This window comes from Thermococcus henrietii (genome assembly GCF_900198835.1).
In the GTDB taxonomy this organism is placed as follows: Archaea; Methanobacteriota_B; Thermococci; order Thermococcales; family Thermococcaceae; genus Thermococcus; species Thermococcus henrietii.
Window position 1 is genome coordinate 952,544 of the sequence record NZ_LT900021.1, and the last position, 25,446, is coordinate 977,989.

33 protein-coding genes and 3 tRNA genes are annotated in these 25,446 nt (G+C 56.6%); 21 read left to right on the forward strand and 15 right to left on the reverse strand.

The genetic code is table 11. The features are described 5' to 3' along the window. Positions 1–3: 3 nt before the first annotated feature. A complete protein-coding gene (locus CS910_RS05280; RefSeq protein ID WP_099210063.1) occupies positions 4–1,038 on the forward strand; it encodes a FecCD family ABC transporter permease in 1,035 nt (344 codons plus the stop codon). Continuing rightward, a complete protein-coding gene (locus CS910_RS05285) occupies positions 1,035–1,775 on the forward strand; it encodes an ABC transporter ATP-binding protein (RefSeq protein ID WP_099210064.1) in 741 nt (246 codons plus the stop codon). The genes CS910_RS05280 and CS910_RS05285 overlap by 4 nt, the downstream gene beginning before the upstream one ends. Here CS910_RS05285 and CS910_RS05290 read toward each other — a convergent pair. Further along, positions 1,772–2,731: a tetratricopeptide repeat protein gene (locus CS910_RS05290; protein WP_099210065.1), complete on the reverse strand. Its 960-nt coding sequence runs from the start codon at positions 2,729–2,731 to the stop codon at positions 1,772–1,774. The two genes, CS910_RS05285 and CS910_RS05290, sit on opposite strands and share 4 nt — an antisense overlap. A gap of 80 nt (positions 2,732–2,811) precedes the next feature. On the opposite strand from CS910_RS05290, the gene CS910_RS05295 reads away from it, so the two are divergent. The 16 genes from CS910_RS05295 to CS910_RS05370 all read left to right on the forward strand — a co-directional run bounded on the left by CS910_RS05295 (position 2,812) and on the right by CS910_RS05370 (position 16,140). Further along, entirely contained in the window at positions 2,812–3,756 is a 945-nt protein-coding gene (locus tag CS910_RS05295; protein ID WP_099212438.1) for a ribonuclease Z, read from the forward strand. Further along, a complete protein-coding gene (locus CS910_RS05300; RefSeq protein WP_099210066.1) occupies positions 3,753–4,427 on the forward strand; it encodes a TraB domain-containing protein in 675 nt (224 codons plus the stop codon). The genes CS910_RS05295 and CS910_RS05300 overlap by 4 nt, the downstream gene beginning before the upstream one ends. A gap of 22 nt (positions 4,428–4,449) precedes the next feature. Further along, positions 4,450–4,632 carry a KH domain-containing protein gene (locus tag CS910_RS05305; protein ID WP_042688913.1) on the forward strand — a complete coding sequence of 61 codons (183 nt, stop codon included), beginning with the start codon at positions 4,450–4,452 and terminating at the stop codon, positions 4,630–4,632. A 69-nt stretch (positions 4,633–4,701) separates the two neighbouring features. Next, the gene (pgiA, locus tag CS910_RS05310) at positions 4,702–5,265 is read left to right on the forward strand and encodes a glucose-6-phosphate isomerase (RefSeq protein ID WP_099210067.1); all 564 of its coding nucleotides are present in this window, start codon (positions 4,702–4,704) and stop codon (positions 5,263–5,265) included. A 49-nt stretch (positions 5,266–5,314) separates the two neighbouring features. Next, positions 5,315–6,670 carry an ADP-specific glucokinase gene (locus CS910_RS05315; RefSeq protein ID WP_099210068.1) on the forward strand — a complete coding sequence of 452 codons (1,356 nt, stop codon included), beginning with the start codon at positions 5,315–5,317 and terminating at the stop codon, positions 6,668–6,670. Positions 6,671–6,731: 61 nt separating this feature from the next. Next, on the forward strand, positions 6,732–7,907 hold the full coding sequence (gene mpgS / locus CS910_RS05320; protein ID WP_099210069.1) for a mannosyl-3-phosphoglycerate synthase: 1,176 nt from the start codon (positions 6,732–6,734) through the stop codon (positions 7,905–7,907). Positions 7,908–7,910: 3 nt separating this feature from the next. Continuing rightward, on the forward strand, positions 7,911–8,654 hold the full coding sequence (mpgP, locus tag CS910_RS05325; RefSeq protein ID WP_099210070.1) for a mannosyl-3-phosphoglycerate phosphatase: 744 nt from the start codon (positions 7,911–7,913) through the stop codon (positions 8,652–8,654). Continuing rightward, positions 8,651–10,048 carry a mannose-1-phosphate guanylyltransferase/mannose-6-phosphate isomerase gene (locus CS910_RS05330; protein WP_099210071.1) on the forward strand — a complete coding sequence of 466 codons (1,398 nt, stop codon included), beginning with the start codon at positions 8,651–8,653 and terminating at the stop codon, positions 10,046–10,048. Before mpgP ends, CS910_RS05330 begins: the two co-directional genes overlap by 4 nt. Position 10,049: 1 nt before the next feature. Further along, complete coding sequence (gene glmM, locus CS910_RS05335) at positions 10,050–11,426, forward strand: phosphoglucosamine mutase (protein ID WP_099210072.1); 1,377 nt, start codon at positions 10,050–10,052, stop codon at positions 11,424–11,426. 277 nt (positions 11,427–11,703) lie between these two features. Beyond that, complete coding sequence (locus CS910_RS05340; protein ID WP_099210073.1) at positions 11,704–12,138, forward strand: hypothetical protein; 435 nt, start codon at positions 11,704–11,706, stop codon at positions 12,136–12,138. Continuing rightward, the gene (locus tag CS910_RS05345; RefSeq protein WP_099210074.1) at positions 12,135–13,127 is read left to right on the forward strand and encodes a hypothetical protein; all 993 of its coding nucleotides are present in this window, start codon (positions 12,135–12,137) and stop codon (positions 13,125–13,127) included. Before CS910_RS05340 ends, CS910_RS05345 begins: the two co-directional genes overlap by 4 nt. Further along, complete coding sequence (locus CS910_RS05350; protein ID WP_145955366.1) at positions 13,124–13,900, forward strand: hypothetical protein; 777 nt, start codon at positions 13,124–13,126, stop codon at positions 13,898–13,900. Before CS910_RS05345 ends, CS910_RS05350 begins: the two co-directional genes overlap by 4 nt. Beyond that, positions 13,897–14,340 carry a hypothetical protein gene (locus CS910_RS05355; protein WP_099210076.1) on the forward strand — a complete coding sequence of 148 codons (444 nt, stop codon included), beginning with the start codon at positions 13,897–13,899 and terminating at the stop codon, positions 14,338–14,340. Before CS910_RS05350 ends, CS910_RS05355 begins: the two co-directional genes overlap by 4 nt. Next, positions 14,331–15,014: an ABC transporter ATP-binding protein gene (locus CS910_RS05360; protein ID WP_317450597.1), complete on the forward strand. Its 684-nt coding sequence runs from the start codon at positions 14,331–14,333 to the stop codon at positions 15,012–15,014. The genes CS910_RS05355 and CS910_RS05360 overlap by 10 nt, the downstream gene beginning before the upstream one ends. Before the next feature lie 47 nt (positions 15,015–15,061). Continuing rightward, positions 15,062–15,544: a permease gene (locus tag CS910_RS05365; RefSeq protein ID WP_099210078.1), complete on the forward strand. Its 483-nt coding sequence runs from the start codon at positions 15,062–15,064 to the stop codon at positions 15,542–15,544. Next, a complete protein-coding gene (locus tag CS910_RS05370; RefSeq protein ID WP_099210079.1) occupies positions 15,541–16,140 on the forward strand; it encodes a permease in 600 nt (199 codons plus the stop codon). Before CS910_RS05365 ends, CS910_RS05370 begins: the two co-directional genes overlap by 4 nt. A 3-nt stretch (positions 16,141–16,143) precedes the next feature. Here CS910_RS05370 and CS910_RS05375 read toward each other — a convergent pair whose 3' ends face one another. The 9 genes from CS910_RS05375 to CS910_RS05415 form a co-directional block, all read right to left on the reverse strand. Beyond that, positions 16,144–16,953 (reverse strand): energy-coupling factor ABC transporter ATP-binding protein, encoded by an 810-nt coding sequence (locus CS910_RS05375; RefSeq protein ID WP_099210080.1) that lies wholly within the window; start codon positions 16,951–16,953, stop codon positions 16,144–16,146. Then, positions 16,950–17,762 (reverse strand): cobalt ECF transporter T component CbiQ, encoded by an 813-nt coding sequence (gene cbiQ / locus CS910_RS05380; protein WP_099210081.1) that lies wholly within the window; start codon positions 17,760–17,762, stop codon positions 16,950–16,952. Before cbiQ ends, CS910_RS05375 begins: the two co-directional genes overlap by 4 nt. A 21-nt stretch (positions 17,763–17,783) precedes the next feature. Then, the gene (locus tag CS910_RS05385; protein ID WP_099210082.1) at positions 17,784–18,119 is read right to left on the reverse strand and encodes a PDGLE domain-containing protein; all 336 of its coding nucleotides are present in this window, start codon (positions 18,117–18,119) and stop codon (positions 17,784–17,786) included. Between the two features lie 4 nt (positions 18,120–18,123). Next, positions 18,124–18,783, reverse strand: coding sequence for a cobalt transporter CbiM (gene cbiM, locus CS910_RS05390; RefSeq protein WP_099210083.1), 660 nt, complete (start codon positions 18,781–18,783; stop codon positions 18,124–18,126). A gap of 151 nt (positions 18,784–18,934) precedes the next feature. After that, positions 18,935–19,735 carry a proteasome assembly chaperone family protein gene (locus CS910_RS05395; RefSeq protein WP_099210084.1) on the reverse strand — a complete coding sequence of 267 codons (801 nt, stop codon included), beginning with the start codon at positions 19,733–19,735 and terminating at the stop codon, positions 18,935–18,937. Beyond that, positions 19,732–19,911 (reverse strand): RNA-protein complex protein Nop10, encoded by a 180-nt coding sequence (locus CS910_RS05400; protein WP_099210085.1) that lies wholly within the window; start codon positions 19,909–19,911, stop codon positions 19,732–19,734. The genes CS910_RS05395 and CS910_RS05400 overlap by 4 nt, the downstream gene beginning before the upstream one ends. A 2-nt stretch (positions 19,912–19,913) precedes the next feature. Further along, positions 19,914–20,735, reverse strand: coding sequence for a translation initiation factor IF-2 subunit alpha (locus CS910_RS05405; protein ID WP_042688955.1), 822 nt, complete (start codon positions 20,733–20,735; stop codon positions 19,914–19,916). 84 nt (positions 20,736–20,819) lie between these two features. Next, the gene (locus CS910_RS05410) at positions 20,820–21,017 is read right to left on the reverse strand and encodes a 30S ribosomal protein S27e (RefSeq protein WP_015859102.1); all 198 of its coding nucleotides are present in this window, start codon (positions 21,015–21,017) and stop codon (positions 20,820–20,822) included. A 2-nt stretch (positions 21,018–21,019) separates the two neighbouring features. After that, the gene (locus CS910_RS05415) at positions 21,020–21,304 is read right to left on the reverse strand and encodes a 50S ribosomal protein L44e (RefSeq protein ID WP_042688957.1); all 285 of its coding nucleotides are present in this window, start codon (positions 21,302–21,304) and stop codon (positions 21,020–21,022) included. A 166-nt stretch (positions 21,305–21,470) separates the two neighbouring features. On the opposite strand from CS910_RS05415, the gene CS910_RS05420 reads away from it, so the two are divergent. After that, positions 21,471–22,034, forward strand: coding sequence for a ferritin family protein (locus CS910_RS05420; protein WP_099210086.1), 564 nt, complete (start codon positions 21,471–21,473; stop codon positions 22,032–22,034). Here the strand turns inward: CS910_RS05420 and CS910_RS05425 are convergent. Both CS910_RS05425 and CS910_RS05430 read right to left on the reverse strand, forming a co-directional pair. Then, positions 22,024–22,605, reverse strand: a complete 582-nt coding sequence (locus tag CS910_RS05425; protein ID WP_099210087.1) for a lysine exporter LysO family protein — start codon at positions 22,603–22,605, stop codon at positions 22,024–22,026. The genes CS910_RS05420 and CS910_RS05425 overlap by 11 nt on opposite strands. Beyond that, positions 22,602–22,838, reverse strand: a complete 237-nt coding sequence (locus CS910_RS05430; protein WP_099210088.1) for a hypothetical protein — start codon at positions 22,836–22,838, stop codon at positions 22,602–22,604. The genes CS910_RS05425 and CS910_RS05430 overlap by 4 nt, the downstream gene beginning before the upstream one ends. Before the next feature lie 231 nt (positions 22,839–23,069). Here CS910_RS05430 and CS910_RS05435 point away from each other — a divergent pair, with 231 nt between their 5' ends. Next, on the forward strand, positions 23,070–24,269 hold the full coding sequence (locus CS910_RS05435) for a pyridoxal phosphate-dependent aminotransferase (RefSeq protein ID WP_099210089.1): 1,200 nt from the start codon (positions 23,070–23,072) through the stop codon (positions 24,267–24,269). 8 nt (positions 24,270–24,277) lie between these two features. Here the strand turns inward: CS910_RS05435 and CS910_RS05440 are convergent, their stop codons facing one another. The 3 genes from CS910_RS05440 to CS910_RS05450 form a co-directional block, all read right to left on the reverse strand. After that, positions 24,278–24,481 carry a MoaD/ThiS family protein gene (locus CS910_RS05440; protein ID WP_099210091.1) on the reverse strand — a complete coding sequence of 68 codons (204 nt, stop codon included), beginning with the start codon at positions 24,479–24,481 and terminating at the stop codon, positions 24,278–24,280. A 635-nt stretch (positions 24,482–25,116) separates the two neighbouring features. Then, a tRNA-Ile gene (locus tag CS910_RS05445) sits at positions 25,117–25,194 on the reverse strand. Positions 25,195–25,199: 5 nt separating this feature from the next. Continuing rightward, a tRNA-Asn gene (locus CS910_RS05450) sits at positions 25,200–25,275 on the reverse strand. A 97-nt stretch (positions 25,276–25,372) separates the two neighbouring features. On the opposite strand from CS910_RS05450, the gene CS910_RS05455 reads away from it, so the two are divergent. Beyond that, positions 25,373–25,446: transfer RNA gene (locus tag CS910_RS05455), tRNA-Thr, on the forward strand.

Consider the following 25,446-nt stretch of genomic DNA (forward strand, 5'->3'; position numbering starts at 1 on the left):
CCTATGGACTACAAGGCGTACCTGAGGCGAAAGCTCCTCATAGGCCTCGCCCTTTTCCTTTCCCTGTTAGCTGTCTCTCTGTTCTCCCTCTCAAGCGGACCCTATCACGTTCCGGTTAGAGAAGTCCTCGCGGTTCTCTTCGGCGGTGGAACCAAGGACGACCGCCTCGTAATCCTCGGCATAAGGCTCCCGAGAATCGTCGCCGGAATCCTCGTCGGGGCTTCGATGGGCATCGCCGGAGCGGTTCTGCAGGGCTACCTGAGAAATCCCCTCGCAACTCCCTTCACTATGGGCGTCTCGAACGGCGCCATGTTTGGCGCTTCCCTGGCCATAATCCTCGGCGCGGGTTATTCCCTCAACTCGGGGCAGGTCTTCCTCAACAACCCCTACGCGGTGGTTCTCTTCGCGTTCCTCGGGGCGATAAGCGCCACCCTCGTCATTCTCGCTCTGGCTAGGCTCCGCGGTCTGAGTCCAGAGGCGATAGTTTTGGCAGGAGTCGCGATGAGCTCCCTCTACGTTGCTCTAACTACCCTCGTTCAGTACTTCGCAAACGAGCTTCAGCTCTCGGCGATGGTCTACTGGAGCTTCGGAAACCTCGCGAGGGCAACGTGGCGTGAGAACGCAATAATGGCGCTCGCGTTCGCCTTCGTTTTCGCATACTTCCTCGTCAAGCGGTGGGATTTGAACGCCTCAACCCTTGGAGACGAGATAGCCAAGAGCGTTGGGGTCAACATCGAGAGGGAAAGACTGATAGGGACCCTCCTGGCGGCGTTCGTTACGTCCATAACGGTGGCCTTCGTGGGGGTAATCGGCTTCATCGGACTCATCGCGCCCCACTCGATGCGCCTCATCGCTGGCGGTGATTACCGCTCGCTGATTCCCCTCTCGGCGTTAGCGGGGGCGCTGCTCCTCGTCTCGGCCGACACAGTCGCGAGGCTAATCGTTTCGCCCATGAACCTCCCCGTTGGCGTCATAACCTCGTTCCTCGGCGCGCCGACGTTCATATACCTCCTCGTGAAGATGGAGGGCCGGCGATGATTGAGGCGAAAGGCATAAGCTTCTCCTACGGCGAGCGGGAGGTCCTGAGGGGAATAAGCTTGGAAGTCGGCGAGGGTGAGTTCGTGGCAATACTCGGCCCGAACGGGGCCGGAAAGAGCACCTTTCTCAGATGTCTCGCCGGAATCCTGAAGTGCGACGGTGTCTTCGTCAAGGGCAGACCGATTAACGACTACCCGCCGAGGGAGCTCTCGAAGGTTCTCGCCTACGTCCCGCAGAGGGTCGAGCCGGGGTTTTTGACGGTCTTCGACACCGTTCTCCTCGGCAGGAGGCCCTACATGGGGTTAACCCCTTCGGAAAGGGATTTGAAAGTCGTCGAGGAAGCCCTGAAGAGGCTCGGCATTGAGGAGTTGGCCCTCAAGAGGACGAACGAGATAAGCGGCGGCGAACTGCAGAAGGTCAGCATAGCGAGGGCTCTGGCTCAGGAACCCGAAATCCTGCTGATGGACGAGCCGACCAACAACCTCGACCTCAAGAGCCAGCTTGAGGTGATGAGGCTCGCGAGGGAGCTGGCGAAGGAGGGAAAGACCGTCATTACTGTCATGCACGACGTGAACTTAGCTCTGCGCTTTGCGAAGAGGTTCGTCTTCATGAAGGACGGGAGAAAAATAGCCGATGGTGACCTCGAAGTCCTGAGCGAGGGACTCTTTGAGGAAGTCTACGGCGTTAAGGTGGAGATAGGGGAGGTAAGAGGGGTCCCCGTGGTGGTTCCCCTCTAAAGCTCCGCCTCTCCAAGGAACTCGAGCATCTCGAGCAACCTCGGGTCCTTGACCTTCTCGATGGCCTTCTTGGCCTCTTCCTCGTCAATCTTGCCGTCCTTGAAGAGTGCGAGAGCTTTCACAGCCTCAAAGAAGTCCTTCATGTCCGGGAAGGCGTTGATGAACATGTCTATGTTGAGGTAAACCGTCTCGAAGTCGTCGTCGAGGAAGAGTTGCCAGAGGACGTCCATCAGCGAGCCGAAGGCTATGTCCTCGTAGTCCGTTCCCCTCGCCCTTATGAGGGCGTAGAGGCACTCCTGTAGGGCCGCATCGTAGTTCTCTTCCTCCTCGAAGATTTCCTCGAAGCTGAGGTGGGCCTCGACGAGAAGCTCGTTGTCGTTGAGGACCTTCGGCAGGACACCGGCTATTATGGCCTTGCCCCTGTAGGTGTCGCCGGCCTCGAAGGTTATGTAACCCCTGTGAATCTCAATCCTGAGGAGTTCCCTCTCGTCGCCGAGCTCCTTGTAGAGCTCCTCAGCCTTCTCGATTAGCTCGAGGGCCTTCTCGTACTCCTGGAGCTCCTCGTGAATCATGGCCATGCTGTAGTATATCCTCGCGGCGTGCTCGATGTTGCCCTTGGCGACCTCCTCTTCAAGGAGCGCCCTGAACAGCTCAAGGCTCTTCTCAAGCTCCCCGATGAGGTAGTAGAGGTCAGCCAAGTGGAACTTCAGCTCGAAGTCGTCGCTCTCCTTCGCGAGCTTCTCGAACTCCGAAATCTTGTCCTCGTTGAGTATCTCGTGGTAGTAGTAGAGCACGAGCTTGTAGAGCTCCCAGTCCTTGCACTCCTTCGCAAGTTTTTCGGCCTTCTCGAGGACCTCCTTAAGCTCCTCGTCGCTCAGGTCGTCCACCTTGTAGTAGAGAATCCTCCTGAGCTTTTCGCAGTTCTTCTCCTCGATGGCCTTCATAATCTCCTCCATGCTTTCACCCCGGTTTTCTAACGCGCCGATGTATTTAATTCTTTGGCTACCTTTTTAACCCCTCCGCGAGAGCTATGGACATGCTCCAGGTGATTTTTCTCGGCACCGGCGGGATAATGCCGACGCGCGAGAGGAACGTTCCAGCGGTGGCGCTCCGCTACAAGGGTGAGGTTATACTCTTCGACGTCGGCGAGGGCACGATAAGGCAGATGAACACCGCGAAGCTCAGCCCGATGAAGGTCGAGAAGATTTTCATCACCCACTTCCACGGCGACCACTACCTCGGGCTCGGCGGGTTGATTCAGACGATGAACCTCTGGAATCGGGAAAAACCCCTCCACATCTACGGGCCGAAGTACACCTTCGAGTTCGTGCAGAACTTCATTAACAGCGGTTTCTTCAGGCCGGTTTTTGATATACACGTCCACGAGCTCGGCGAGACGAGGCTTAAGTTCGGGGACTACGAAATCTGGAGCTTCAAGGTCGAGCACGGGATTCCGGCTCTGGGATACGTCTTCAAGGAGAAGGACAAGCGAGGAAAGTTCCTGCCCGAGAAGCTTAGGGAATACGGCCTCAAGCCCGGGCCGATGCTCGGAAAGCTTGAGAGGGAAGGCCAAATTGAGTGGAACGGCAGGATAATCCGCCTCGAAGACGTCACGGGACCGAGGAGGCGGGGAGTTAAGATAGTCTACACCGGCGACACCGAGCCTGCCGAGAGGGTGAGGCTCTTCTCCGAGAGGGCCGATTTGCTGATTCACGACGCCACTTACCTCAGCGATGAAGACCGGGGAGATAGCTACCACTCCACAGTTAAGGAGGCCTGCGAGACCGCGAGGAGGGCGAAGGTAAAGCTACTCGCCCTCTTCCACAGGGCCTTCCGCTACACCTACGACGAATACCTGAGCGAGGCATCGCGGATATGCCGGGAATTCGGCGTGAACTTCGTCGTTCCGAGGGACTTCGACGTTTTAACGTACAAATCCGGCGAGTGGCGATTCCGGAACCTTCTGGGGGGAGGAAGATGAACTACCTCCGCTACGTCAAGCTCATAGGCACGATGCACGTCTCGCCGAGGAGCAGGGAAGAGGTCATCAGAACGATACTGGGGGAGAGGCCGCACGCCGTCGCGATAGAGCTCGACAGGGCGCGCTTCTTGGGGATGGAGCGGAACGTCGAGCTAACGCTTGAAGATTCACTCAGAATGGGCAGGGCTGGTTTGATAAACTACGCTTTGGCCAAGGTCGAAGAAAAGCTCGGTGAGACCTTCGGAATGTCGCCTGGTGAGGAGATGAAGGCCGCGATAGAATCTGCAAAGCTGTTGGGAATCCCGCTATACCTGATTGACGAGGACATCAGCGTAATCCTCGCCAAGATTGCCTCGGCGCCCTTCAGGGAGAAGCTCCTAATGGCGCTCGAGGGCCTGAGCGTTTTCCTGCCCCTAGGAAAGGCCGAGGTGGGCGACCCGATGGAGGAGTACAGGACGATGATGGTCGAGTTCAGGCGTCGCTACCCTTACCTCTACCGCGTCCTCGTCGAGGAGCGCAACGAGGTGATGGCGAGGAACTTGATGGCGATAGTGGATTCACTCCTCGCGCGAGGGATTAAGAGGCCCAGGGTTATAGCCGTCGTCGGCCTCGGACACAAGCCCGGCATCGAGAGGATTCTGAACGGACGTTACTTTTATATGGAGAAGTGAGGAAAATTTTCGGGGATTGGCCATGAGGGACAGGCTTGAGAAGATGCTGAACGTGGAAATACTCGACATTGAGGAGACCGACGATAAGATTATCGTCTACGTTCCCGCTGATAAGGTTAGAATCGCGGTCGGGAGCGGTGGTGCGGCCGTCAAAGCTGCCGAGCTCGTAATCGGCAAGAAGATTGAAGTCCGCGCCAAGGAGTGAACCACCACCTCAGGTGATACCTTGGGGAAAGGTTAAATAAGTTAAAGCGGAGTTTCTTCGGTGGTGCTTATGGAGTACAAGAGACCCTTCGGCGCCAGGATTGATGAGAACGGAGTTATCCCCGGGGCCAAGAAGCTCGTTAGAAGGCTCAGCGACATGAGGGGCTACTTCTACGACGAGAAGGCCTACGAGGAGCTCCTCAAGGAGGACCCCGTTGTCTACGAAGTCTACGCGGTTGAGCAGGAGGAGAAGGACGGCGACCTCAACTTCGCGACGACAATCCTCTACCCTGGCAAGGTTGGTAAGGAGTTCTTCTTCACCAAGGGCCACTTCCATGCGAAAGCCGACAGGGCCGAAATCTACTACGCCCTCAAGGGGAAGGGCGGAATGCTCCTCCAGACGCCGGAAGGAGAAGTCGAGTGGGTTCCAATGGAGCCGGGAACGGTCGTCTACGTTCCACCCTACTGGGCGCACAGGACGGTGAACACAGGAGACGAGCCGTTCGTATTCCTCGCAATCTATCCAGCGGATGCGGGCCACGACTACGGCTCGATAAAGGAGAAGGGCTTCGCCAAGCTCGTCGTCGAGGAGAACGGTGAGGTTAAGCTGATAGACAACCCGCGCTGGAAGTGAGCGAAACCCTTATTAGGTTTCTCCTCTTTTTCACTCTCGGTGATACATAATGTGGGACGGGCTTTACGCTTCTGCCTTCGAGAGGGTTAGGGCTAAGGTAGGCAACGTTAAGGGCGTTCTCCTAGCCTACAACACCAACATCGACGCCATCAAATACCTCGAAAAGAGCGACCTCGAGGCGAGGGTTGAAAAGGCTGGAAGAGAGGAAGTCCTCCGCTACTCCGAGGAACTGCCGGAAAAGATAACGAGCGTTCCCCAGCTACTCGGCTCAATCCTCTGGAGCGTCAGGAGGGGTAAAGCTGCGGAACTGTTCGTCGAGAGCTGTCCCGTCCGCTTCTACATGAGGCGCTGGGGATGGAACGAGCTCAGGATGGGTGGTCAGGTCGGCATAATGGCCAACCTCCTTGGAGGGGTTTACGGGATTCCTGTTGTGGCCCACGTTCCCCAGCTCTCGAAGCTCCAGGCGGGCCTCTTCAAGGACGGGCCCATCTACGTGCCGAAGGTCGAAAACGGTGAGCTCAGGCTCGTCCACCCAAGGGATTTTGGTGGTGACGAGGAGAGCTGTCTCCATTACATCTACGAGTTTCCCAGGGGCTTCATGGTTCTTGACTTCGAGGCCCCGCGCGAAAACCGCTTTATCGGAGCGGCCGACGACTACAACACGACCCTCTTTATCCGCGACGAGTTCAGGGAGCGCTTTGACGAGATTGCCTCCGGCGTCAGCCTCGCGATAATCAGCGGGCTTCAGGCTTTGACCAAGGACAACTATCGCGAGCCCTTCGAGACGATAAGGGAGCACCTGAAGGTCCTCAACGAGAAGAACATTCCCGCCCACCTCGAGTTCGCCTTTACGCCGGACGAGACGGTGAGGAAGGCCATCCTCGACCTGCTTCCCGCTTTCTGGAGCGTCGGCCTCAACGAGGTCGAGCTGGCCTCGATAATGGAAGTGATGGGCGAGAAAGCCCTTGCCGAAAAGCTCCTCGCGAACGATCCCGTTGACCCGATAGCGGTTACCGAGGCGATGCTCAAGTTAGCTAAGCTCGGCGTTAGGAGGATTCACTTCCACACCTACGGCTACTACCTCGCGCTGACCGCTTACAGGGGCGAGTTCGTTCGCGATGCGCTGCTCTTCGCGGCTTTAGCGGCGGCGGCGAAGGCCAAGCTCGGCGACGTTCCCTCGATAGACGAGATAGTCAGGGCCATGGACGTGCCCGTGAACGAGAAGGTAAAACCCGTCGAGGAGGCCTTAGCCAAAGAGTACGGAATGAAGGAAGGACTCGCTGAGGTCAACGGTTACCAGCTCGCATTCGTTCCGACAAAGATAGTGGCCAAGCCGAAGTCAACGGTCGGTATAGGCGACACCATATCGAGCTCGGCCTTCGTCGGGGAGTTCGCCCTTCGCTGAGGGCAAGCTTTTAATTTTCCCCGTCGTATTTTTCATTTGAAGGGATTTTGGAGGTGATGCTTTGCTACTTGAGGCGCCGGTTTATAAGGAGCTCTTCGGGGCGGTTGAAATATACGAGGTTCAGAAGGTCATAAAGCTGGACAGCGAGACGAGGGACGTTGGAACCTTCACCGTAAGGAACGTTCCGAGGGAGGACATCTACCGAATCCTCGAGGATATAGCGATAGTAGTCCCGATGAAGGACGAGAAGCTCCAGCTCGTTGACGGCGTGCTCAAGGCAATTCCCCACCAGTGCCCGATAATAATCGTCTCGAACAGCAAGCGTGAGGGGCCGAACCTCTTCAAGCAGGAGGTAGACCTTGTAAAGCACTTCTACAACCTCACGCGCTCGCGGATAATAATGGTCCACCAGAAGGACCCGGGCCTGGCCGAGGCCTTCAAAAAGACGGGCTACACCGAGATACTCGACGGCGACTCGGTGAGGAGCGGTAAGGGGGAGGGCATGCTAATCGGCCTGCTCCTCGCGAAGGCGATAGGGGCAAAATACGTCGGCTTCGTCGATGCCGACAACTACATCCCCGGTTCGGTGAACGAGTACGTCAAGGACTACGCCGCTGGTTTTCTCATGAGCGAGAGCGACTACACGATGGTCAGGCTGAGCTGGCGCCACAAGCCCAAGGTGACGACGAAGGGGCTCTACTTCACGAAGTGGGGGCGCGTCAGCGAGATAACCAACCGCTACATGAACGCCCTTTTTGGGGTCGCCACAAACTTCGAGACCAACATCATAGCGACCGCCAACGCCGGCGAGCACGCGATGAGCATAAAGCTCGCCGAGATAATGCCCTTTGCAACGGGCTACGCCATAGAGCCCTACGAGCTGGTCTACCTCTTCGAGACCTTTGGAAGGTGGGGCAGGGGCAAGGATGAGGTCTACGACCAGGGCGTCGAGGTCTTCCAGATTGAAACGCTGAACCCGCACCTCCACGAGGACAAGGGCAAGGAGCACGTGAGGTCGATGTTGCTGAGCTCCCTAGGTACGATATACCACTCGGAGCTCGCCACAAGTGAGCTCAAGGGGCGCATCCTTGATGAGCTCAGGATTCACGGCCTCCTCGGCGAGAACGAGGAGCCCCCAAGGCCTAGGGTGATGCCCCCGGTTGAGGGAGTGGACGTGAGCGAGTGGATGAAAACCCTCGAGGACGAGGCTGAGACGCTCCTCGAGTTCGAGGTGTGAGCGTTGATTAGGGTCATCTTCCTCGACCTCGACGGAACTCTCCTGGGAAGCGATTACTCGCCTGAGGGGGCCCGTCCCGTCATTGAGGAGCTCCTGCGGCGGGGCTACGAGGTCGTTGTGAACACCTCAAAGACCCGCTTTGAGGTCGAGTACTACTTAAAGGCCTGGAACCTTGAGAAGCCCTTCGTGGTTGAAAACGGGAGCGCGGTCTACGTTCCGGTCAACTACCTCCCTCCCAAGGTCGTCGACGAGTTCAGGGTGAAACGCGGAAAGTACCGCGTGATTGAGCTAGGGAGGCCCTATTCGGAGATAAAGCGCGCGCTCGATAAACTTGCTGGGGAGTACGGGCTCAAGTACTACGGCAACTCGAGCCTTGAGGAAGTTATTACCTTCACGGGCCTGCCCGAGGAGCTCGCAAAGCTCGCGATGAAGCGCGAATACAGCGAGACGATATTCAGGTGGACGAAAGAGGGGTTCGAGGCGGAGCTTGAAAAGATTGGATTTAGAGTAAGCAGGGGGACGAGGTTCCTGAACGTCACCGGCAACACCGACAAGGGCAAAGGGGCCAGTGCTCTCCTCGAACTCTACTCTCTCCTCGGCGAGGTTGAGAGCTACGCGCTCGGGGACGGTGAGAACGACTTTTCCCTCTTCGAGGTTGTTGATAACGCCTTCATCGTTGGGAAACTCTCTCATCCAAAGGCTAAGCATATAAGCTCGATTGAAGAACTCCTGGGGGTGATACCGTGAAGACCGTAATCCTTGCGGGAGGAAAGGGAACGAGGCTGTGGCCCCTGAGCAGGGAGCTGATGCCGAAGCAGTTCGTCCGCTTCCTCGACGATAGGAGCCTCTTCCAGAAGACCGTTGAAAGGGCGCTTCTCTTTTCAAAGCCGAGCGAGATATTCATTGTAACAAACAGAAACTACCGCTTCCGCGTTCTGGACGACTTAAGGGAGCTGGGTGTTGAAATCCCCGAGGATAACATACTCCTTGAACCGAGCGCCAAGAACACCCTGCCGGCCATCCTCTGGGCGACGCTCAGGATAGAGGAGGAGTTTGGGAACTCGGTCGTTGCGGTTTTACCAAGCGACCACCTCATAGAGGTCAACGAGGCCTACGAGAGGGCCTTTAAGAACGCTGAGAGGCTGGCTAAAAACCACCTCGTCACCTTCGGAATCAAGCCGACCAGACCGCACACGGGCTACGGCTACATAAAGCCGGGCGAGAAGATTGAAGAGGACGGGAGGATAATCGGCTACACCGTTGCGGAGTTCAAGGAGAAACCCGACCTCGAGACGGCAAAGCGCTACGTCGAGAGCGGCTACTACTGGAACAGCGGGATGTTCGCCTTCTCGAGCTCGCTCTTCATTGAGGAGGTTCAGAAGCACGCCCCCGACGTCTGGGAGGCCTTCGAGGAGAGCGGTGACATAGAGGAGGCCTACAACCGCGTCCCGGAGATAAGCATAGACTACGGCGTCATGGAGAAGACCGACAAGGCGGCCGTCGTTCCTCTCAACACGGTGTGGAGCGACCTTGGAAGCTTCGACGCCATCTACGAAGTCCTCGAGAAGGACTCCGACGGAAACGCGGTCAGGGTTCGCGGAAAGAACGGCTACCACATAGGGGTCAACTCGAAGAACAACCTCATAATGACCGAGCGCCTGACAGCGACTGTCGGCGTTGATGATTTGATAATCATAGACACCGGCGACGCCCTGCTCGTGGCGAAGAAGGGCGAGAGCCAGCGCGTTAAGGAGGTCTACAAGGCACTTAAGGAGCTCGGCGACGAGCGCGTCATCGTCCACAGAACCGCGTACAGGCCCTGGGGAAGCTACACCGTGCTTGAAGAGGGCGACCGCTACAAGATAAAGCGCCTGACCGTTCTGCCGGGCAAGAAGCTCTCCCTCCAGATGCACTACCACCGCTCCGAGCACTGGGTCGTGGTCAGGGGAACCGCCAAGGTCATCGTTGGGGACAGGGAGATACTTCTTCGCCCTGGAGAGAGCACGTTCATTCCAGCCGGCGTTAAGCACCGCCTTGAGAACCCCGGAAAGGTCGTTCTGGAGGTCATAGAGACCCAGATTGGTGAGTACCTTGGCGAGGACGACATAGTTCGCTTTGACGACGAGTTCGGGAGGGTCTGAGATGGGAAAGCTGTTCGGAACCTTCGGCGTCCGCGGGATAGCCAACGAGAAGATAACGCCCGAGTTCGCGCTCAAGATGGGCATGGCCTTCGGGACGATGCTCAAGCGCGAGGGAAGGGAGAAACCGCTGGTCGTCGTCGGCAGGGACACGAGGGTGAGCGGGGAGATGCTGAAGAACGCGCTCATCAGCGGACTCCTCAGTGTCGGCTGTGACGTCATCGACGTGGGAATAGCACCCACCCCAGCGATACAGTGGGCCACCAACCACTTCAAGGCCGACGGCGGGGCGGTTATTACGGCCAGTCACAACCCGCCCGAGTACAACGGCATAAAGCTCCTCGAACCGAACGGAATGGGCCTCAAGAAGGAGCGCGAAGCGGTCGTTGAGGAGGTCTTCTTTAAAGAGGACTTCGACAGGGCGAAGTGGGACGAAATCGGTGAGGTTCGCGAGGAAAACATAATCAAGCCCTACATCGAGGCGATAAAGGCCAGGGTGGACGTTAAGGCAATCAGGAAGAGAAGGCCCTTCGTCGTCGTTGACACCTCCAACGGCGCCGGAAGCCTGACCCTTCCGTATCTCCTGCGTGAGCTCGGCTGTAAGGTTGTGAGCGTCAACGCCCACCCCGACGGTCACTTCCCGGCCAGAAACCCGGAGCCTAACGAGGAGAACCTTAAGGACTTCATGAAGATTGTTAAGGCCCTCGGTGCTGACTTCGGAGTTGCCCAGGACGGCGACGCTGACAGGGCCGTCTTCATAGACGAGAACGGGCGCTTCATCCAGGGCGACAAGACCTTCGCCCTCGTCGCCGATGCGGTTCTTAAAGAGAGGGGCGGTGGACTGCTCGTTACTACCATTGCGACCTCAAACCTGCTCGATGACATCGCGAAGAAGAACAACGCGAAGATTATGCGCACGAAGGTTGGGGATTTAATCGTCGCGAGGGCTTTGCTTGAGCACAACGGGACCATCGGCGGCGAGGAGAACGGTGGCGTCATCTTCCCGGACTTCGTCCTTGGAAGGGACGGGGCAATGACCACCGCGAAGATAATCGAGATTTTTGCCAAGTCCGGCAAGAAGTTCAGCGAGCTGATTGATGAACTGCCGAAGTACTACCAGTTCAAGACGAAAAGGAAAGTTGAAGGCGACAGGAAGGCGATAGTCGCCAAGGTTGTGGAGCTCGCCAAGGCTAAGGGCTACGAGATAGACACGACCGATGGAACGAAGATACTCTTCCCCGACGGCTGGGTTCTGGTTAGGGCAAGCGGGACCGAGCCGATAATAAGGGTCTTCAGCGAGGCCAAGAGCGAGGAGAAGGCCAGGGAGTACCTTGAGCTCGGGTTGAAGTTGCTGGAGGAAGCCCTGGCCTCCGGTGGTTGAGCCTTTTCCTCACACTCTTTTCACCGTCCTTGGCCTCCTATCAATGTTCTCTTACGGCACCAAATGGTTCAAATTCTAGTGTCACTGGCACCAGTAATATTACCTAAAAGAAGATACTATTTGAGCTTTTAACTTCTAAGCTGCGCGTGGGTGTGAAGTTGTGTTACATACTAATTCGGCTGAATCGTATCTGTTAGAAGTTTGCACCAACATGCTTAAATTAAGTTGTTTATTATATAAAAACGCCAGATGTTACGTGTCGGTGGAGGGTTGGCAAATGAGGAAGATTCGGGCTTTAGTAATTTTTTGGATTGGACTTATGGTTTTTAGTAGTGTTGCTTTTGTGATGGCAACCCCATACTACCACCACATAGCCAGATATGTTGTTGGTGGTAGTGATAGGGAAGAAGCGAAGGATGGTATGTACGCTTTTGTGTCCGGAACCTTCTACCTGCCCCCCAAATACGGCAACGGAGGTTTTTTAACGAACATCCATTGGGATGCGGGACCAAAGGACGTGGTTGGGATAGGATTCTATCCACTGTATCCACATTGGGGGGAGAATCCAAACGCTAAGATATATGGCCCCAATGCGTATGCTGAGGTGAAAGTAGTCGATGATTTTGTGGTTGTATACGCCGAGATTGACGAACATGATGCTTATAGGGCTGCATGGGAGGATAAGCCCCACCACGGGGTGGGCAACCAATGAAAACCAGCGCATCTGCGCTCCTCCTCCTAGTTTTTCTCGTAACCTCACCTGTCTTGGCAGCGGGGACGACCGGCCCTGGTGTGCCGTACTGGGTTAGACCCGGTGCAACCCTCGAGTACCGTGCCTTCAGCACCCATCCAGCCGGCGGCGGCTTCATCTTCAACGTCAGCGGGGTCCCTGTGGCCGTCACGGGCCCCAACGTCACGGTGGTTTTCCGTGTGCTCGAAGTCAAAAACGGACTCGCTCTAATGCACGTTTCCATCATCGTGACGACTGGAAACGTGTCCTTTGCACCCGTTCTCGTTATCTACCCCAACAACTCCACGGTGCGCCCCTTCTGGAATGAGAGCAGTATAGTGGCCGTGAAGGCTTTGGACAACTATACGAAGGTTGTACTGAGCTCCCTGAGGGTGGATGGGCAGTACCGGATAAACCTGACGACCGGGTGGGTCTACGACCTCAAGGGAAGGCCCTACGGACACACGGTTCTGTGGGATGATTTCAGGCCGAACGAAACCTTCGCCCTCTACCACGGGAAACGTGTTAAGGTAGTTGCCGTTAAGATTGTAAACGTGAGCATGAGGACGTACTACGGGACCTTTCCCAAGCCCAACGTGGTGGTACACAGCGGGCGCGTCGTCACCCCCATAACTGTTTCCTCCTTCGACGCCATTTACAGCCCCGAGTACGATATCTGCATATCCTTCATGACGGACCCGATACCGGACTTCAACGCCGTTGGGGTCTACGGCTTCATGTGGACCGATGACAGGGCAACCAGAATTGACACTGAGCTCTCGGAGAGGCATAGAGGGATGGTGAGCGGCATGTGGGCGTGGGGGGTTATACTCTCCAACGCAACCCTCAGCCAGGGACACGGCGCGGCCGTGACGCCCCCTCGGAACTCCAGGCTTCGTTATCTGGTGGTATTTCTGCTCATTGTAATCTGTGTGACCTCAGCGGTGTGCTTTGAGAGACGGAGGCGGTGAGGATGGGGCGTTTGGCGAACCTCTTCTTCTGGGAGATTAACGACCCCCTCAGGGTCCTGGTTACGGCAGTGGGGACCTTCGTTATCGGCCTCATATTCCAGCACAGCCTCCTCGTGAGCCTCGGGCAGGTTGGGACGGTCTCCCAGATGGCCGAGGGGCTGCACTCCATGACCGGTCTGGTGCTCGTTCGAGCGGCGACGTCGTCCAACCTGTGGGTTGTGGCTACGTTCTTCGTGGTCGTTTTGACGGCCCTTGCGTTCCGGGCAGGAATTGAGAGGGGCTACGAGGCGGTGGTTTTCTCCCTCCCCTACTCCCGCGCAGGGGTGTTCTGCGTTAAGCTCGTGGCAACCCTCCTGATGTCCGTCGTGATACTTCTCGTGCCGGTTGTTCTCTTAACCGCGGTTAACCTCGCGGACGTTCCCCGCTTTGACCTCTCCGTACTCCTCGGGGACAGGTTTCTTGGTCTAACAATAGTCCTTCTGGCAGGTCTCTTTTACGTTGTTTCGATTGCAACGCTACTCGCCACCGCCCTCAGGAGCATGCTAATGGCCCTCGTCCTGGCCTTTCCGGTCCTGATACTACCGTACCTCCTGGGCGTGAACCTCCCACCGAGGAACTTTCTCTTTGACGTCTGGGGTACGCTGACGATACTGACGGCTGACTTTTCCCTATCCCGGTTCATCACTGAAAAAATCCTCCTCTACGGTTTTATAGTTCCCGGGGCGGCCGTCGCGGCGTCCCTTCTGATGATTCTCGGGAGGGACGTTAGATGAGGCACCGCCTCGTGCTCTCCATCCTAATCATCCTCGGGTTCGTTTTCCTCCTTCCTGTGCTGGAGTTTGGAGCAATCCATGGGGCCGTCTGGCCGGGAGGCGTTTACACTGTCTCACAGACGGAGGGCTCCCAGTTCAGCTCCCCTGGATGGGCGGTGCTCAACCTAACGTGCAACGGCAGGACCGGTAGGGTGCTCGTGATGGACGACACGATGGGCAGGCCCATCCTGAACGCCACGGTCTTCGGTCACGGAAACTTTGAGGTCGTTATCCCCCATGCGGGTGATTACAGCGTTTTCTCCATGTCTAACGGAACCCTCGTGTGCACTGACCGACTGTGGTGCCCCCACCCAACGGAGCGCGTTCAGAACGTCTCCTATCTGGCATCTTCCACATGCTTTGCGCTCTCTGCGTTCCTTCTCTGGAGGTGGTGGCATTGATTGAGGCGGAGAACCTGACCAAGCGTTTTGGGCGCATAGTGGCGCTCGATGGTGTTACAGTTGAGATTCCCGAGGGTTTCAACCTAATCCTCGGTCCGAACGGCGGCGGAAAGAGCACGTTCTTCAAGCTCGCAACCGGCATCTACAGGCCGAGTTCCGGGAGAATACGGCTGTTCGGAGAGAACCCCTGGAAGGATGCTGGGATTAAACGGAAGATTGGGGTCTCCTACGACCCCGTTTCGTTTCCTCCTCTAATCTCTGGCAGGGAGTGGCTTGAGTTCATAGCGCGTTCCAAAGGCTTCGATGAGAGTGAGGTCGAGCGCGTTGGGAAGCTCTTTCAACTCGACTTTCTCGACGAGAGAACGTCCAACTATTCCTCGGGAATGCTCAAGAAGCTCGCGGTGGCTCAGGCATTCGTAGGCGCTCCCGACTTGATAATGATAGACGAGCCCCTGGCTAACGTCGACTTTGAAACCATGGGGCGGTTCATAAAGCTTTTCAGGAAGATGAAGGGCAAAACGAGCTTTCTTATTATAAGTCATATATGGAGCCCTCTGAAGCCCCTCGTGGACCGACTGTACGTTATCTCGAACGGAAGGCTCATCCTCCACGGGGAGGCAAGGGACCTCTGGGATGACGTTGAGAACCTGTTTCGCTTTCCAAGTCTCGACTAGTTCAGGAACTTTATAAGCATGTCACTTATACTTCTCTGGGGAAGACCATGAACGGAACGACGCTCTTCATAAACGCCCTCGCCCTTGCTTGCCTCGCCCTCGGCTTCATGAAGGACCGGGCAAAGACGAGGCAGGCTCTGAAGGTCTCCGTGAAGTTTTTCGTGCGGATTCTTCCGACGATGCTCGCGATAATCCTGATAATCGGCCTTATGTCCGGCTTCGTGCCACCCAAAACAATCTCCCGCGTCGTCGGCCGGGAGGCGGGGTTCATCGGCGTCCTAACGGTAGCGGTTCTCGGGGCGATACTCCAGATACCCTCCCTGATAGCGTTTCCCCTCGCCGCGTCCCTGCTCAACATGGGGGCCTCGCTAACCTCGGTGGCAGTTTTCATAACGACGCTGACGATGATTGGCTTCGTTACCCTTCCGTTGGAGATTAAAATTCTCGGGAAGCGCTTCGCCCTGCTGAGAAACGTCCTCAGCTTCGTAATCGCGATTCTGATAGGTCTTTTAATGGGGGTGTTACTTTGAGGGCCGACGGCAAAGTTCCAAAGGGTCCGGGGAAGGGCCGTGGAGCCATGAAAAATCAGAAGAAGGCCCTCCTGCGCGATTTGGCGTTCCTCGGTGTCGTTGTGGTGATAACCGCGGTGCTCCTCCTAATGTTCCCGGAGAAGAGAGCTCCTGTTTTCTCGGCGTCGAAGGACTACCTCGTGGAGATGCTCCTCGTAATGCCAGCAGTAATGGTCCTGATGGGCCTGTTCTCGGTCTTCGTCCCCGATGAGCTAATCGTGAAGTACCTCGGGAAGAGCTCCGGGCTCAAGGGCATGCTTATAGCGATACTGCTCGGCGCTTTCCCGACCGGACCGCTCTACGTGGCCTTCCCGATAGCGGCGTCGTTGCTCAAGAAAGGCGCCCGCGTCGCGAGCGTCGTTGTTTTCCTCTCGGCCTGGGCCTGCATAAAGATTCCGCAGGAGCTGGTTGAGTTGCAGTTCCTTGGGCTGAGGTTCATGGTAACGAGGCTGACCCTCACGATAGTCTTCGTGCTGGCAATGGGCCTGCTCATGGAGAATATTTTGGGGAGGGAGCTGAGGGACGTCCCCGGAGCTCCTGAACCGGGAAGGCGGTGAGGATTATCTCTGGAGGAGGCCCCTTAGAATCCCCACCGCCTCCTCCACGCTCAGCGGGATTTCGTTGATGCCGAGCTCGTGGAAGAGCCTCACTATCTCGGGCACGTCAAGGTTGGCCTTTTCTATGAGTTCCGGCCTCGAGAACAGCTCCCTCGGCGTTCCCTCGAAGAGGATTTCTTTGTTCACCACGTAAACCCTGTCGGCGAGGCGAATCAGCCTCAGGTCGTGGGTAACCACCACGACGGTCTTTCCTTCCCCCTTCCAGCTCCGAATCATGTCGAGCACGAAGTTCCTGTTCCTCAAGTCTAAATCCCTCGTCGGCTCGTCGAGGAGGAGAACTTCCGGCTCCATTGCCGTCACGCAGGCTATCGAGGCCTTCTTCTTCTCGCCACCGCTCAGGCTGTACGGGTGTCTATCGGCCAACTTCTCGATTCCGAGCTTCTTGAGTTCCTCCCGCGCCCTTTCAAGGCCCCGCTCTTTACCCCACAGGTGAACGGGTCCGAAGGCCACATCCTCCAGAACCGTCGCGCTGAAGAGCATCACGTCCGGGTTCTGGAACAGGAAGCCGACCTTCCGCCGGAACTCCTTGTCTGTCATCGTGTCCTCCGTTATCGGCTTTCCCTCGAACAGTATCTCGCCCTCCGTTGGCATGACCAGCGCGTCCATCAGCTTGAGCAATGTGGTCTTTCCGGCGCCGTTCGGCCCGACTATGGCCAGGGTTTCTCCCCTCTCAACCTCCATGTTTATTCCCCTGAGCGCCCACTCCCCGGTTGGATAGCGGTAGGAAACGTTTCTGAGCTCGTAAACCTTCATAGCAATCCCCTCGTGAAGGCAAACGTTAGTACGACGAGGAGAACGGTGAAGGCCGAGAACGCGTAGTCGACCGTTCCAGCCTTGAACTCCCTCAGCGGTTCGATTTCGTTGGCGTAGCCCCTGGAGAGCATGGCATAGTAGAGGTCCTCGCCAAGGGAGTTGGCCTTTATGAAGGTTGCCCCGATGTGCTTTCCGGCCTCCTTCCAGCTCTCGACCATGCCGAGTTCTCCAGCCAGCCTCGCCCTCCTCGCGTGCATCGCGTCGAGCAGGAGCTTGGCGAGGAGGAATATGTAGCGGTAGGTTAAGGTCGTTATGGTTATCACCATTCCGGGAACCCTGAAGAACGCGAGGGCCGAGACGATGTCGTTCCACCGGCTCGTCATCGTGAAGAGTATCGCGTAGGAAACCGCCGTCGCGACGCGGAGCGTAAAGAGAACCGCCCAGTGTATTCCCTCCCTGCTCGCGGTGAGACCGAAGAGGTGAAAGGCCGGCTCGCCCGGAATCATGAATATCGAGGGGAGCGCTATAACCCCCGTGAAAATCGGAATGAAGACCCAGACCCTCTTCGTGAACTCGACTACCGGCAGTCTGGAGAGGACCGCGAGGGCGAGGGCGAGGAAGTAGAAAGCTAAAATGGCGTCAATCCTCCCGAGGGAAACCACCGTCGCGACTATCGCAACGAGCGAGAACACCTTAACCCTTGGGTCGATTCTCTGAAGCAGGCCGTCCATTCTCGCGTACCTCTCGGAGAAGACGGCGTTGGTCGTGAACTCGAGGACTTCCCTGGCGGTCTCTTCAAGGAACCCCATTCCCACCACCAAAAAATAAATTCAGGAGGAGGCGCCCTTGCCGACCACGAACTTGACGAGGGCGTAGTAGAGGGCAACGACGAGTGCCGTTCCAACTATTGCGGAGATTATGTAGCCTATCGAGGCGTGGAGCTTGTCCTCCCAGCCCGGGATGTTGTAGTCGGGCAAAATCGCGTGGTTCCATATTGTTGAGAGCTTCTCCATGCCGGGCAACTTGTGGCCGACCATGTGCTCTACTGTCTGGACGTCCCACTCGCCCCAGGCATCGTCGTAGTTCCACACGAGCAGTATTCCAATCGGCGAGAGGATTATCATGACGCCGACGATTGCGAGGAGGGTTTTGGTTACCCTGTCCATTCAATCACCCCCTTGCAAGGGTCCTCATCTCAAAGAGGTCGGGCCTGCTCTTTCTGACGTACCACACGACTGCCGCGGTAACGACCGCCGCGGCGGGGCCCGCTGTGACGAGGTGCGCTATTGCCATCGCCGGAACGGAGACGCTGAGGGGGTAGGGGCAGTAACCGGGCTGAATGTAGGGCTGTATTCCGAGTTCGATGCCCGCCATTATCGCGGCCGTTACTATGCCGACGTAGGCGCCGATTCCAGCGGAGAGGACCTCGTTGAGCTTGAACTTCTCGGTGAGGAACTTGTAGGTGTAGTAGCCGACGAAGGGGAGGACGACGCCCATGTTGAAGACGTTGGCGGCGTAGGTCGTTATTCCGCCGTCGCCGAAGAAGAGGGCCTGAATGAGCAGAACTATGCTGAGCGATACCGTCGCGGCCCAGGGGCTTATGAGTATCGCTATTATCGTTCCCCCGACGATGTGGGCAGTAGTTCCCCCGGGAACCGGCATGTTGTACATCATAACGAGGAACGAAAAGGCCGTCAGCACTCCCAGCAGGGGCACCTGGCTTGGCTTGAGGTTCTTGAGCCACTTGAAGGCCTTGTACCAAATCGGTATCATAATCAGGTAGAAAAACGCACAGGTGTAGGGACCCAGGTATCCGTCGGGTATGTGCACCTTTATCACCCCTCTTCTCGGTTGGGTGTTATCAAAAATCAAATGGGTGCTATCATATAAAAAACTTTTTGAAAAGAGTGTTACCAACCTCGGGTTCACAACCACCCGATTGCAAGGAAGCGGAATCAAAACAAAATCTGGGAGAAGGGGCTCAGAGGTAGCCCCTGTCCTCTTCCTCCGGGGTCGGAGGCATAGTCTGCTCGAGCATCGCCCTCTGCATCTCCTGAACCTTTCTGAGTATCTCCTCGGTTTCTTTGGCGCGCTCCTCGAGGGCCGTCATGTCAACCTCGATTCCGAGCACCTTGGTGACTGCCGTCAGGACGGCCTTCGCTGCCTTTGCGTCAACGATGTAGCCGAGGCTCTCGCCGAGCAGGCTTATACCGTACATCGAGCGGAGCTTGCCCATGCCGAGGAGAAGGCCGGCCGCTCCCACTATGGCTCCTCCCTCGTCCTCCCTCCAGATTACCTCTACGGAGCAGTCCTTGAGCTTCTCCTTGTAATAATCCACGAGCTCCTCGTGGGTTACCGCCGCCAAAACCCTCGGCTCGCCCTGGAGCTCCGGCACCTGGTAGCCACCCATCGTTATTATCTCCCTGACGCCGAGTTCCTGAACGAGGTCGAGCATCTTGCCGACAACCTCGTAGTGGCCGGGGCTGTCCGTCGGCGGAACCTGCTGGTCGCCGGTGATGATGATTAGGTCCCTTCCGTTCTCGTCGGGGTTAACCCAGTAGTAGAACTCGTTCTTCATGAGTTCGACGATTGAGCCCTTCTTTATGATGACCTGGTGCATGAAGTGCGGTGAGTAGAGTTCTGCGAACTTCACCGCGTTGAGCTCCTGGATGAGGTGCTCCGCGGCGAGCTTTCCAACAAGGCCTATGCCCGGGAGCCCCTCTATGAACACCGGGTCCCTGAGCTGGGGCCTCTCAAGGAGGTAGATGGTGGTTTCCTTCATTTTCTCACCTCTATCCCAAGGACTTCCCTTCTCCACCTGCGCCTGTACTCACCGTAGGGGTCCTCCGGCGAGAAGCGCGGTGGGTGGGCTACCTTGGTCTTGGCCCCGCAGACGGGGCAGGTCTCCTTTAGGGTGTACCTGCCACATTCGGGGCACTTCCTTATGCGGAACTTCATGGTTACCTCCTCTTAATCTTCCTTATGCGCTTCTCCTTTCTAATGAGGGTCGCCTCTCCGCCCGCTTCCTTTATGACGCGGAGGATTTCTTCAGCTATGCTCTCGAGAACCTCTTCCGCCTTGTAGTAGTCCGGGGCGGTTATGTCAATCCTGTACCTCGGAGCGCCCTGGTAGGTGAACTTGACGTCTATGTCCTTCTCCTCGTTGGCCCTGTCCCTGGCCCTAATCAGGGCCTCCTTGATTATCTCGATTCCGTTGGGCTTCGGAACGGTTATCTCGAACTCCGCATCGATGGTAACGGTCGGAATCTCGACGTAGGCCTCGATAATCGGCTTGAGCGCGTCGAGCCACTCATCTGGAATGAGGCCCTTCAGAACCTCAATTCCGTTCTGGGCGGCGTCCTCGAAGGCGGCGTAAACTTCTCCGTATTCCTCCTCGAGCGGAACCCAGACCTCGCGCCAGGCCGTCTCGAAGTCCTTGCCTATCTTCTCGGCGGCCATCTTGAGGAGGTTCTCGGCCTTCTGAGCCCTCTTGTACTCCTGGAGCTTGGCCTTCCTCTGCTGCTGGTTCACCCTCTTGAGGCTCAGGTCTATGTGCCCCTTCTCAGGGTCAACGCGGATGACCTTGACGACTACCTTCTGGCCCTCCTTCACGTAGTCCCTGATGTTCTTGACCCAGGTTGGAGCAACCTCGCTTATGTGCATGAAGCCCTCCTTTCCGGGATACTCGTCAAGGGTGAGGAACGCTCCGTACGGGTGAATGTTCTTGACGGTAGCGACGACGAATTCTCCCTCCTCGGGAAACTCCTTGGCTTTCCTCGGCATTCTAACCACCTCTAAATTTTTCTCTCCGGAAGGTTTACGAGAAGAGGTTTTTAAAAGTTTGGCGGGGAGTAAAAAGGAGGGAAATCACTCGAGAACCTCGAGGATCTTGGCCTTGATGACGCCCTTACCACCGGTCGGCTCGACGAGAGTTGCACCGCAGACGAGACAGCGAACCTTCGTAGCCGGGTGGCTGAAGACTATCTGCTCGTTGCCGCAGTCAATGCACTTGACGCGGAGGAACCTGCTCCTCGGCATCGGGATGAGGTTCTTCGGGAGCGCCATGTTCACACCTCCACGAGCTCGAACTTCTTAACGCGGAAGCCCTTTCCTCTGGTGTGGGCCTTACCGCAGACGGTGCAGCGGAAGCGGAGGTCGAGCTTCTTGACCGGCTTCTCCCTTCCGGCTGGGTTCGGCCTCGGGAAACCGCGGTAACCCTTGAGGATTCTGCGGAAGCGCCTCTGACCCTGGCTGAGCTCGCTCCTCGGCCTCTTCTTGACCTTCTCTACCTTGTGGATGGTGTGCTTCTTACAGTACGGGCAGTACGTCCTTATCTGCTTCGGGTACTTCATCTCACTCACCTCCACCGGGAGCCCGGCGGGTTCCTTAACGGATACCCCCGAGCCATGAGCCGATGATTAGCTCGGGTTCCCGGTTTGAGACGATGTTTAAAAAGCTTTTTCCCGGTTCCGAAACTTTTAAATACTAAATGTTACTAAAATGTCCCGGTGATGGGAAATGAGGAGGATGATTGACCTCGTCAGGGAGGCAAAGAAGGTTGAAGAGAGGGCTGAGAGGGACTACCGGAAGCTCCTCAAAGAGCTCGATAAGCCGGAGTACGCCGATTTGAGGGGGCTTATTTTAAGGCTCGCAATAGACACGGCCTTCCACAAGCGCCTCATGGAAGCCCTTGAGAAGGCCTACAACGACGCCATCAAGCTGGTGGAGGAGTACGCCGTCGAGAAGCCCAACGAGGACTTCGCCCTCATCCCGGGCGTTCCAACGATGGTCATGCCCCTCGGCTTCGGCCCGATTGGCGCCAGGATTCCGCCGGAGGAGATAATCGAGGAGTACCTCAAGGACTTCCCGACCGAGGTCGTTCTGCCGGACACCGAAGAGAAGCTCATCGAGATTCTGAGGAAGTACGCTGAGGAAGAGGAGCAGATGAAGGAGCTCTACGAGGAGCTCTCAAGGAGGGCATTCCACCCGGTTGTGAGGGAGCTTGTGAAGGAGCTCAAGAGGAACGAGGAACAGCACGAGAGCCTCGTCAAGGGCCTCGTCGAGAAGTACTCTAAAGATTGAGTATCAGCGGAACTACGAAGGGAACGACCGCGGTTAGAATGAAGCCGTGGACGAAGGCAACCAGTGCCACCTCCCTTCCTCCAAATTTTGTTATTATCGGCAGGGTTGTGTCCATCGTCGTTGCCCCGCCCATCACCACCGCCTTTTTTGGGTCGATTTTTCCGATTGCAATGGGGTAGAGCAGGATGGTCAGGATTTCCCTCATCAGGTTGCCGAGGAAGCCAACCGCACCGTAAACCGCTGAGTACTGTGCTATAAGAGGGCCCGTCAGCGAGTACCATCCACAGCCGGCCCCTATGGCGAGGCCCCACCTTGGCTCTATTCCAAGAATCAGCGACGCCAGCAGTCCGCCAAGAATTGAGCCCGTCAGTGTCAAAAACGGCAGGACGAGAGCCTTTCGTCCGACCTTTCTGAGCTCCTTAGCGTTGAAGTTCAGCCCGAGGTCCATCCCAATCAGGAATATGAGGACGTAGAGCATTAGCTCGTAGGCGTTCCCGAAGTCTGGACTGAGGAAGTGCCCCACGAGCGTTCCAATGGTGAGCGATGCAAGGACGAGGTAGAGAAATCTCACCTGACCACCTCCGCGAGGAGAAGGCTACCGGCTATCGTCAGAACCGCGAAGATGGCTGAAACGCCGAGGAGCCAGAGGCCGTTTACCTGGACTTCCCCGGTCTTGACCCCAAGGAAGAAAATCATTGCGAGTAGCGCGATGCTCGTGGGAGTTTCAAGGTTCGGCCTTTTTCCGGCCCTTTTCAGGAGGTAGCCCAGCAGAAGGCCGAGGATGAGCGGGATGAACACGTTCATGCCTTAGATTTTGCTCTGAAGGTTAATAAAAGTATCGAATGGGCTCGGAGGGTGTTCACGTCATCATCTGTGAGCCCTCAGTTTGCTTGCTATTCTTCATCGCCCGGGAAGGCTTTGAGCGGGAGGTTTTAAACGTTTCCCGAAAATCCATCGCTTTACGGCCGTTTTCGGCGAAACTTTGAGACTCAAGGTTTTTATGATGAACGTCTCAACCTTCGGGTGGTGGTCGTTATGATTAGGGCATCAGAGCGTGCAATGGGCGTTGAGTACGCGATTAGAGACGTTGTTCTCCCGGCGAGGGAGCTCGAGAAGAAGGGAATAAAGGTCATAAGGCTCAACATCGGTGACCCCGGCAAGTACGACTTCCAGCCGCCGGAGCACATGCAGGAGGCTTACTGTCGCGCCATAAAGGAGGGCCACAACTACTACGGGCCGAGCGAGGGTTTACCGGAGATGAGGGAGGCGGTCGTTAAGAGGGAGAAGTGGAAGAACGGCGTGGACATAACGCCGGACGACGTCCGCGTCACAACGGCCGTAACCGAGGCGCTCCAGCTCATATTCGGCTCGCTCCTTAACCCCGGCGACAACATACTCGTTCCAAGTCCAAGTTATCCCCCATACGTCGGCCTCGTCAAGTTTTACGGCGCCGAGCCGAGGGAGTACATGACCGTCGAGGAGAACGGATGGCAACCGGACATCGATGACATGAGGAAGCTGATAGACGAGAGGACGAAGGCAATAGCCGTTATTAACCCTAACAACCCGACCGGGGCGCTCTACGAGAAAAAGACCGTCAAGGCGATACTCGATTTAGCTGGAGAGTACGACCTGCCGGTTATAAGCGACGAGATTTATGATTTGATGACCTACGAGGGCAAGCACGTTTCCCCCGGCTCGCTCACTAAGGACGTCCCGGTTATAGTGATGAACGGACTCTCCAAGGTCTACTTCGCCACCGGCTGGCGTCTGGGCTACTTCTACTACGTTGACCCCGAGAACAAGCTCACGGAGCTTAGAGAGGCGATAGACAAGCTAATGCGCATAAGGATATGTCCGAACACCCCCGCGCAGTTCGCCGCTATAGCCGGCTTGACGGGTCCGATGGACTACCTTGAGGAGTACATGAAGAAGCTCCGCGAGAGGAGGGACTACATCTACAAGCGCATCAACGAGATTCCCGGTGTCAGCGCGGTCAAACCGCAGGGGGCGTTCTACATCTTCCCGAGGATTGAGGAGCGCTCGAAGTGGAAGAACGACAAGGAGTTCGTGCTCGATGCCCTCCACGAGGCGCACGTCCTCTTCGTCCACGGCTCCGGCTTCGGAAAGGCCGGTGACTGGCACTTCAGAATAGTCTTCCTCCCGCCGGTCGAGATACTCGAGGAGGCCATGGAGAAGTTCGAGGAGTTCATGAGAAAGAGGCTCGGGGCTTGATGCCCCGTTTATCCCCCTGAAACAACGGGGATTACCTCCACTTCAGTTCCGTCCTCGACTCTCTCGTCCTCAAGGACTACCCTTCCATTAATCCTCGCTATGGCGCTTTCAGTATTGAAGCCGACCTCTCTGAGGACGTCAGCTATCGTCATGCCTTTCCTCCATTCGATTTCCCTCTCTATTCCCCTTCCGAGGACCCTCACCCTAATCATCACAACCACCGATGGACGTATCCTCTCCAGTCTTATAAACTCCACTGGCCAATGATGAGCGGTCGGCCCGGCACCGAGAGGTGCGGAGGGCCACCACTTCTGAGGCCAGCAAGCTTTGCTTGCGCAAAGCTTGACCAAAAGGGGTAAACCCCCCCAGAACTGGCAACGGAAGAGTTACATGCCTTTTACATAATCCGTCAGTGAGAGGTTCACATTCATACGGGCTTGGAGGTGTTTAAACTCGAAACGCGCCCGGAGGGCGCTAATGAAGGAAACACGTTCAAGAATGGCAAATTTAAGAGCAAACCCACCCGAAAATGAACCCTTTAAAAAAGCATGCTTCACTTTGATGAAACTTTGCCCACAGCCTTTAAGAAAGGCTGGCGAAATAAGCGCCCTTTTTACCAAAGAGCAAGAGGTCAGTCGTGCACTAACAAAAGAGCAACCAGCGGGGGTTTAACACTACACCAAAACTCCTTGAGATAGTTTCAACTTATTTTTGGCGTCCTCCGGACGCCGTTTGTAGAGTGAAACCCTTTTGAAAGAGCAAGTCAAAAAGAAACTCCTTTACAACTGCCGAATTTCAAAAGGGGCACCTTATCTTCCGCCAGCGCTTTCGTCAGAAAGGGCTGTAATGGTGGGCCCGGGGGGCTTTGAACCCCCGACCACGCGGTTATGAGCCGCGCGCTCTGACCAGGCTGAGCTACGGGCCCACTGATGGCGCCGCCGCCCGGATTCGAACCGGGGACCGCCGGATTAACAGTCCGGCGCTCTACCAACTAAGCTACGGCGGCTCGACCCAATGTAGGGGATACAAGGGACGTTTATAAATTTTGCGGTTGGAGCGGGGAAAAGGTTTTTAACTCCTGGCGGAATCCCTAAAGCGAGCCTGCCCCGGTAGCCTAGCCTGGCGGGGCGGCGGACTTGTAATCCGCCGGTCGCGGGTTCAAATCCCGCCCGGGGCT

What these genes read in the sequence shown, in the direction of transcription:
- CS910_RS05280 (WP_099210063.1), top strand. Translation starts at nt 4, where the DNA reads ATGGACTACAAGGCGTACCTGAGGCGAAAGCTCCTCATAGGCCTCGCC.
- CS910_RS05285 (WP_099210064.1), top strand. Translation starts at nt 1,035, where the DNA reads ATGATTGAGGCGAAAGGCATAAGCTTCTCCTACGGCGAGCGGGAGGTC.
- CS910_RS05290 (WP_099210065.1), bottom strand. Translation starts at nt 2,731, where the DNA reads ATGGAGGAGATTATGAAGGCCATCGAGGAGAAGAACTGCGAAAAGCTC.
- CS910_RS05295 (WP_099212438.1), top strand. Translation starts at nt 2,812, where the DNA reads ATGCTCCAGGTGATTTTTCTCGGCACCGGCGGGATAATGCCGACGCGC.
- CS910_RS05300 (WP_099210066.1), top strand. Translation starts at nt 3,753, where the DNA reads ATGAACTACCTCCGCTACGTCAAGCTCATAGGCACGATGCACGTCTCG.
- CS910_RS05305 (WP_042688913.1), top strand. Translation starts at nt 4,450, where the DNA reads ATGAGGGACAGGCTTGAGAAGATGCTGAACGTGGAAATACTCGACATT.
- pgiA (WP_099210067.1), top strand. Translation starts at nt 4,702, where the DNA reads ATGGAGTACAAGAGACCCTTCGGCGCCAGGATTGATGAGAACGGAGTT.
- CS910_RS05315 (WP_099210068.1), top strand. Translation starts at nt 5,315, where the DNA reads ATGTGGGACGGGCTTTACGCTTCTGCCTTCGAGAGGGTTAGGGCTAAG.
- glmM (WP_099210072.1), top strand. Translation starts at nt 10,050, where the DNA reads ATGGGAAAGCTGTTCGGAACCTTCGGCGTCCGCGGGATAGCCAACGAG.
- CS910_RS05340 (WP_099210073.1), top strand. Translation starts at nt 11,704, where the DNA reads ATGAGGAAGATTCGGGCTTTAGTAATTTTTTGGATTGGACTTATGGTT.
- CS910_RS05345 (WP_099210074.1), top strand. Translation starts at nt 12,135, where the DNA reads ATGAAAACCAGCGCATCTGCGCTCCTCCTCCTAGTTTTTCTCGTAACC.
- CS910_RS05355 (WP_099210076.1), top strand. Translation starts at nt 13,897, where the DNA reads ATGAGGCACCGCCTCGTGCTCTCCATCCTAATCATCCTCGGGTTCGTT.
- CS910_RS05365 (WP_099210078.1), top strand. Translation starts at nt 15,062, where the DNA reads ATGAACGGAACGACGCTCTTCATAAACGCCCTCGCCCTTGCTTGCCTC.
- CS910_RS05375 (WP_099210080.1), bottom strand. Translation starts at nt 16,953, where the DNA reads ATGAAGGTTTACGAGCTCAGAAACGTTTCCTACCGCTATCCAACCGGG.
- cbiQ (WP_099210081.1), bottom strand. Translation starts at nt 17,762, where the DNA reads ATGGGGTTCCTTGAAGAGACCGCCAGGGAAGTCCTCGAGTTCACGACC.
- CS910_RS05385 (WP_099210082.1), bottom strand. Translation starts at nt 18,119, where the DNA reads ATGGACAGGGTAACCAAAACCCTCCTCGCAATCGTCGGCGTCATGATA.
- CS910_RS05395 (WP_099210084.1), bottom strand. Translation starts at nt 19,735, where the DNA reads ATGAAGGAAACCACCATCTACCTCCTTGAGAGGCCCCAGCTCAGGGAC.
- CS910_RS05400 (WP_099210085.1), bottom strand. Translation starts at nt 19,911, where the DNA reads ATGAAGTTCCGCATAAGGAAGTGCCCCGAATGTGGCAGGTACACCCTA.
- CS910_RS05405 (WP_042688955.1), bottom strand. Translation starts at nt 20,735, where the DNA reads ATGCCGAGGAAAGCCAAGGAGTTTCCCGAGGAGGGAGAATTCGTCGTC.
- CS910_RS05410 (WP_015859102.1), bottom strand. Translation starts at nt 21,017, where the DNA reads ATGGCGCTCCCGAAGAACCTCATCCCGATGCCGAGGAGCAGGTTCCTC.
- CS910_RS05415 (WP_042688957.1), bottom strand. Translation starts at nt 21,304, where the DNA reads ATGAAGTACCCGAAGCAGATAAGGACGTACTGCCCGTACTGTAAGAAG.
- CS910_RS05420 (WP_099210086.1), top strand. Translation starts at nt 21,471, where the DNA reads ATGAGGAGGATGATTGACCTCGTCAGGGAGGCAAAGAAGGTTGAAGAG.
- CS910_RS05430 (WP_099210088.1), bottom strand. Translation starts at nt 22,838, where the DNA reads ATGAACGTGTTCATCCCGCTCATCCTCGGCCTTCTGCTGGGCTACCTC.
- CS910_RS05435 (WP_099210089.1), top strand. Translation starts at nt 23,070, where the DNA reads ATGATTAGGGCATCAGAGCGTGCAATGGGCGTTGAGTACGCGATTAGA.
- CS910_RS05440 (WP_099210091.1), bottom strand. Translation starts at nt 24,481, where the DNA reads ATGATTAGGGTGAGGGTCCTCGGAAGGGGAATAGAGAGGGAAATCGAA.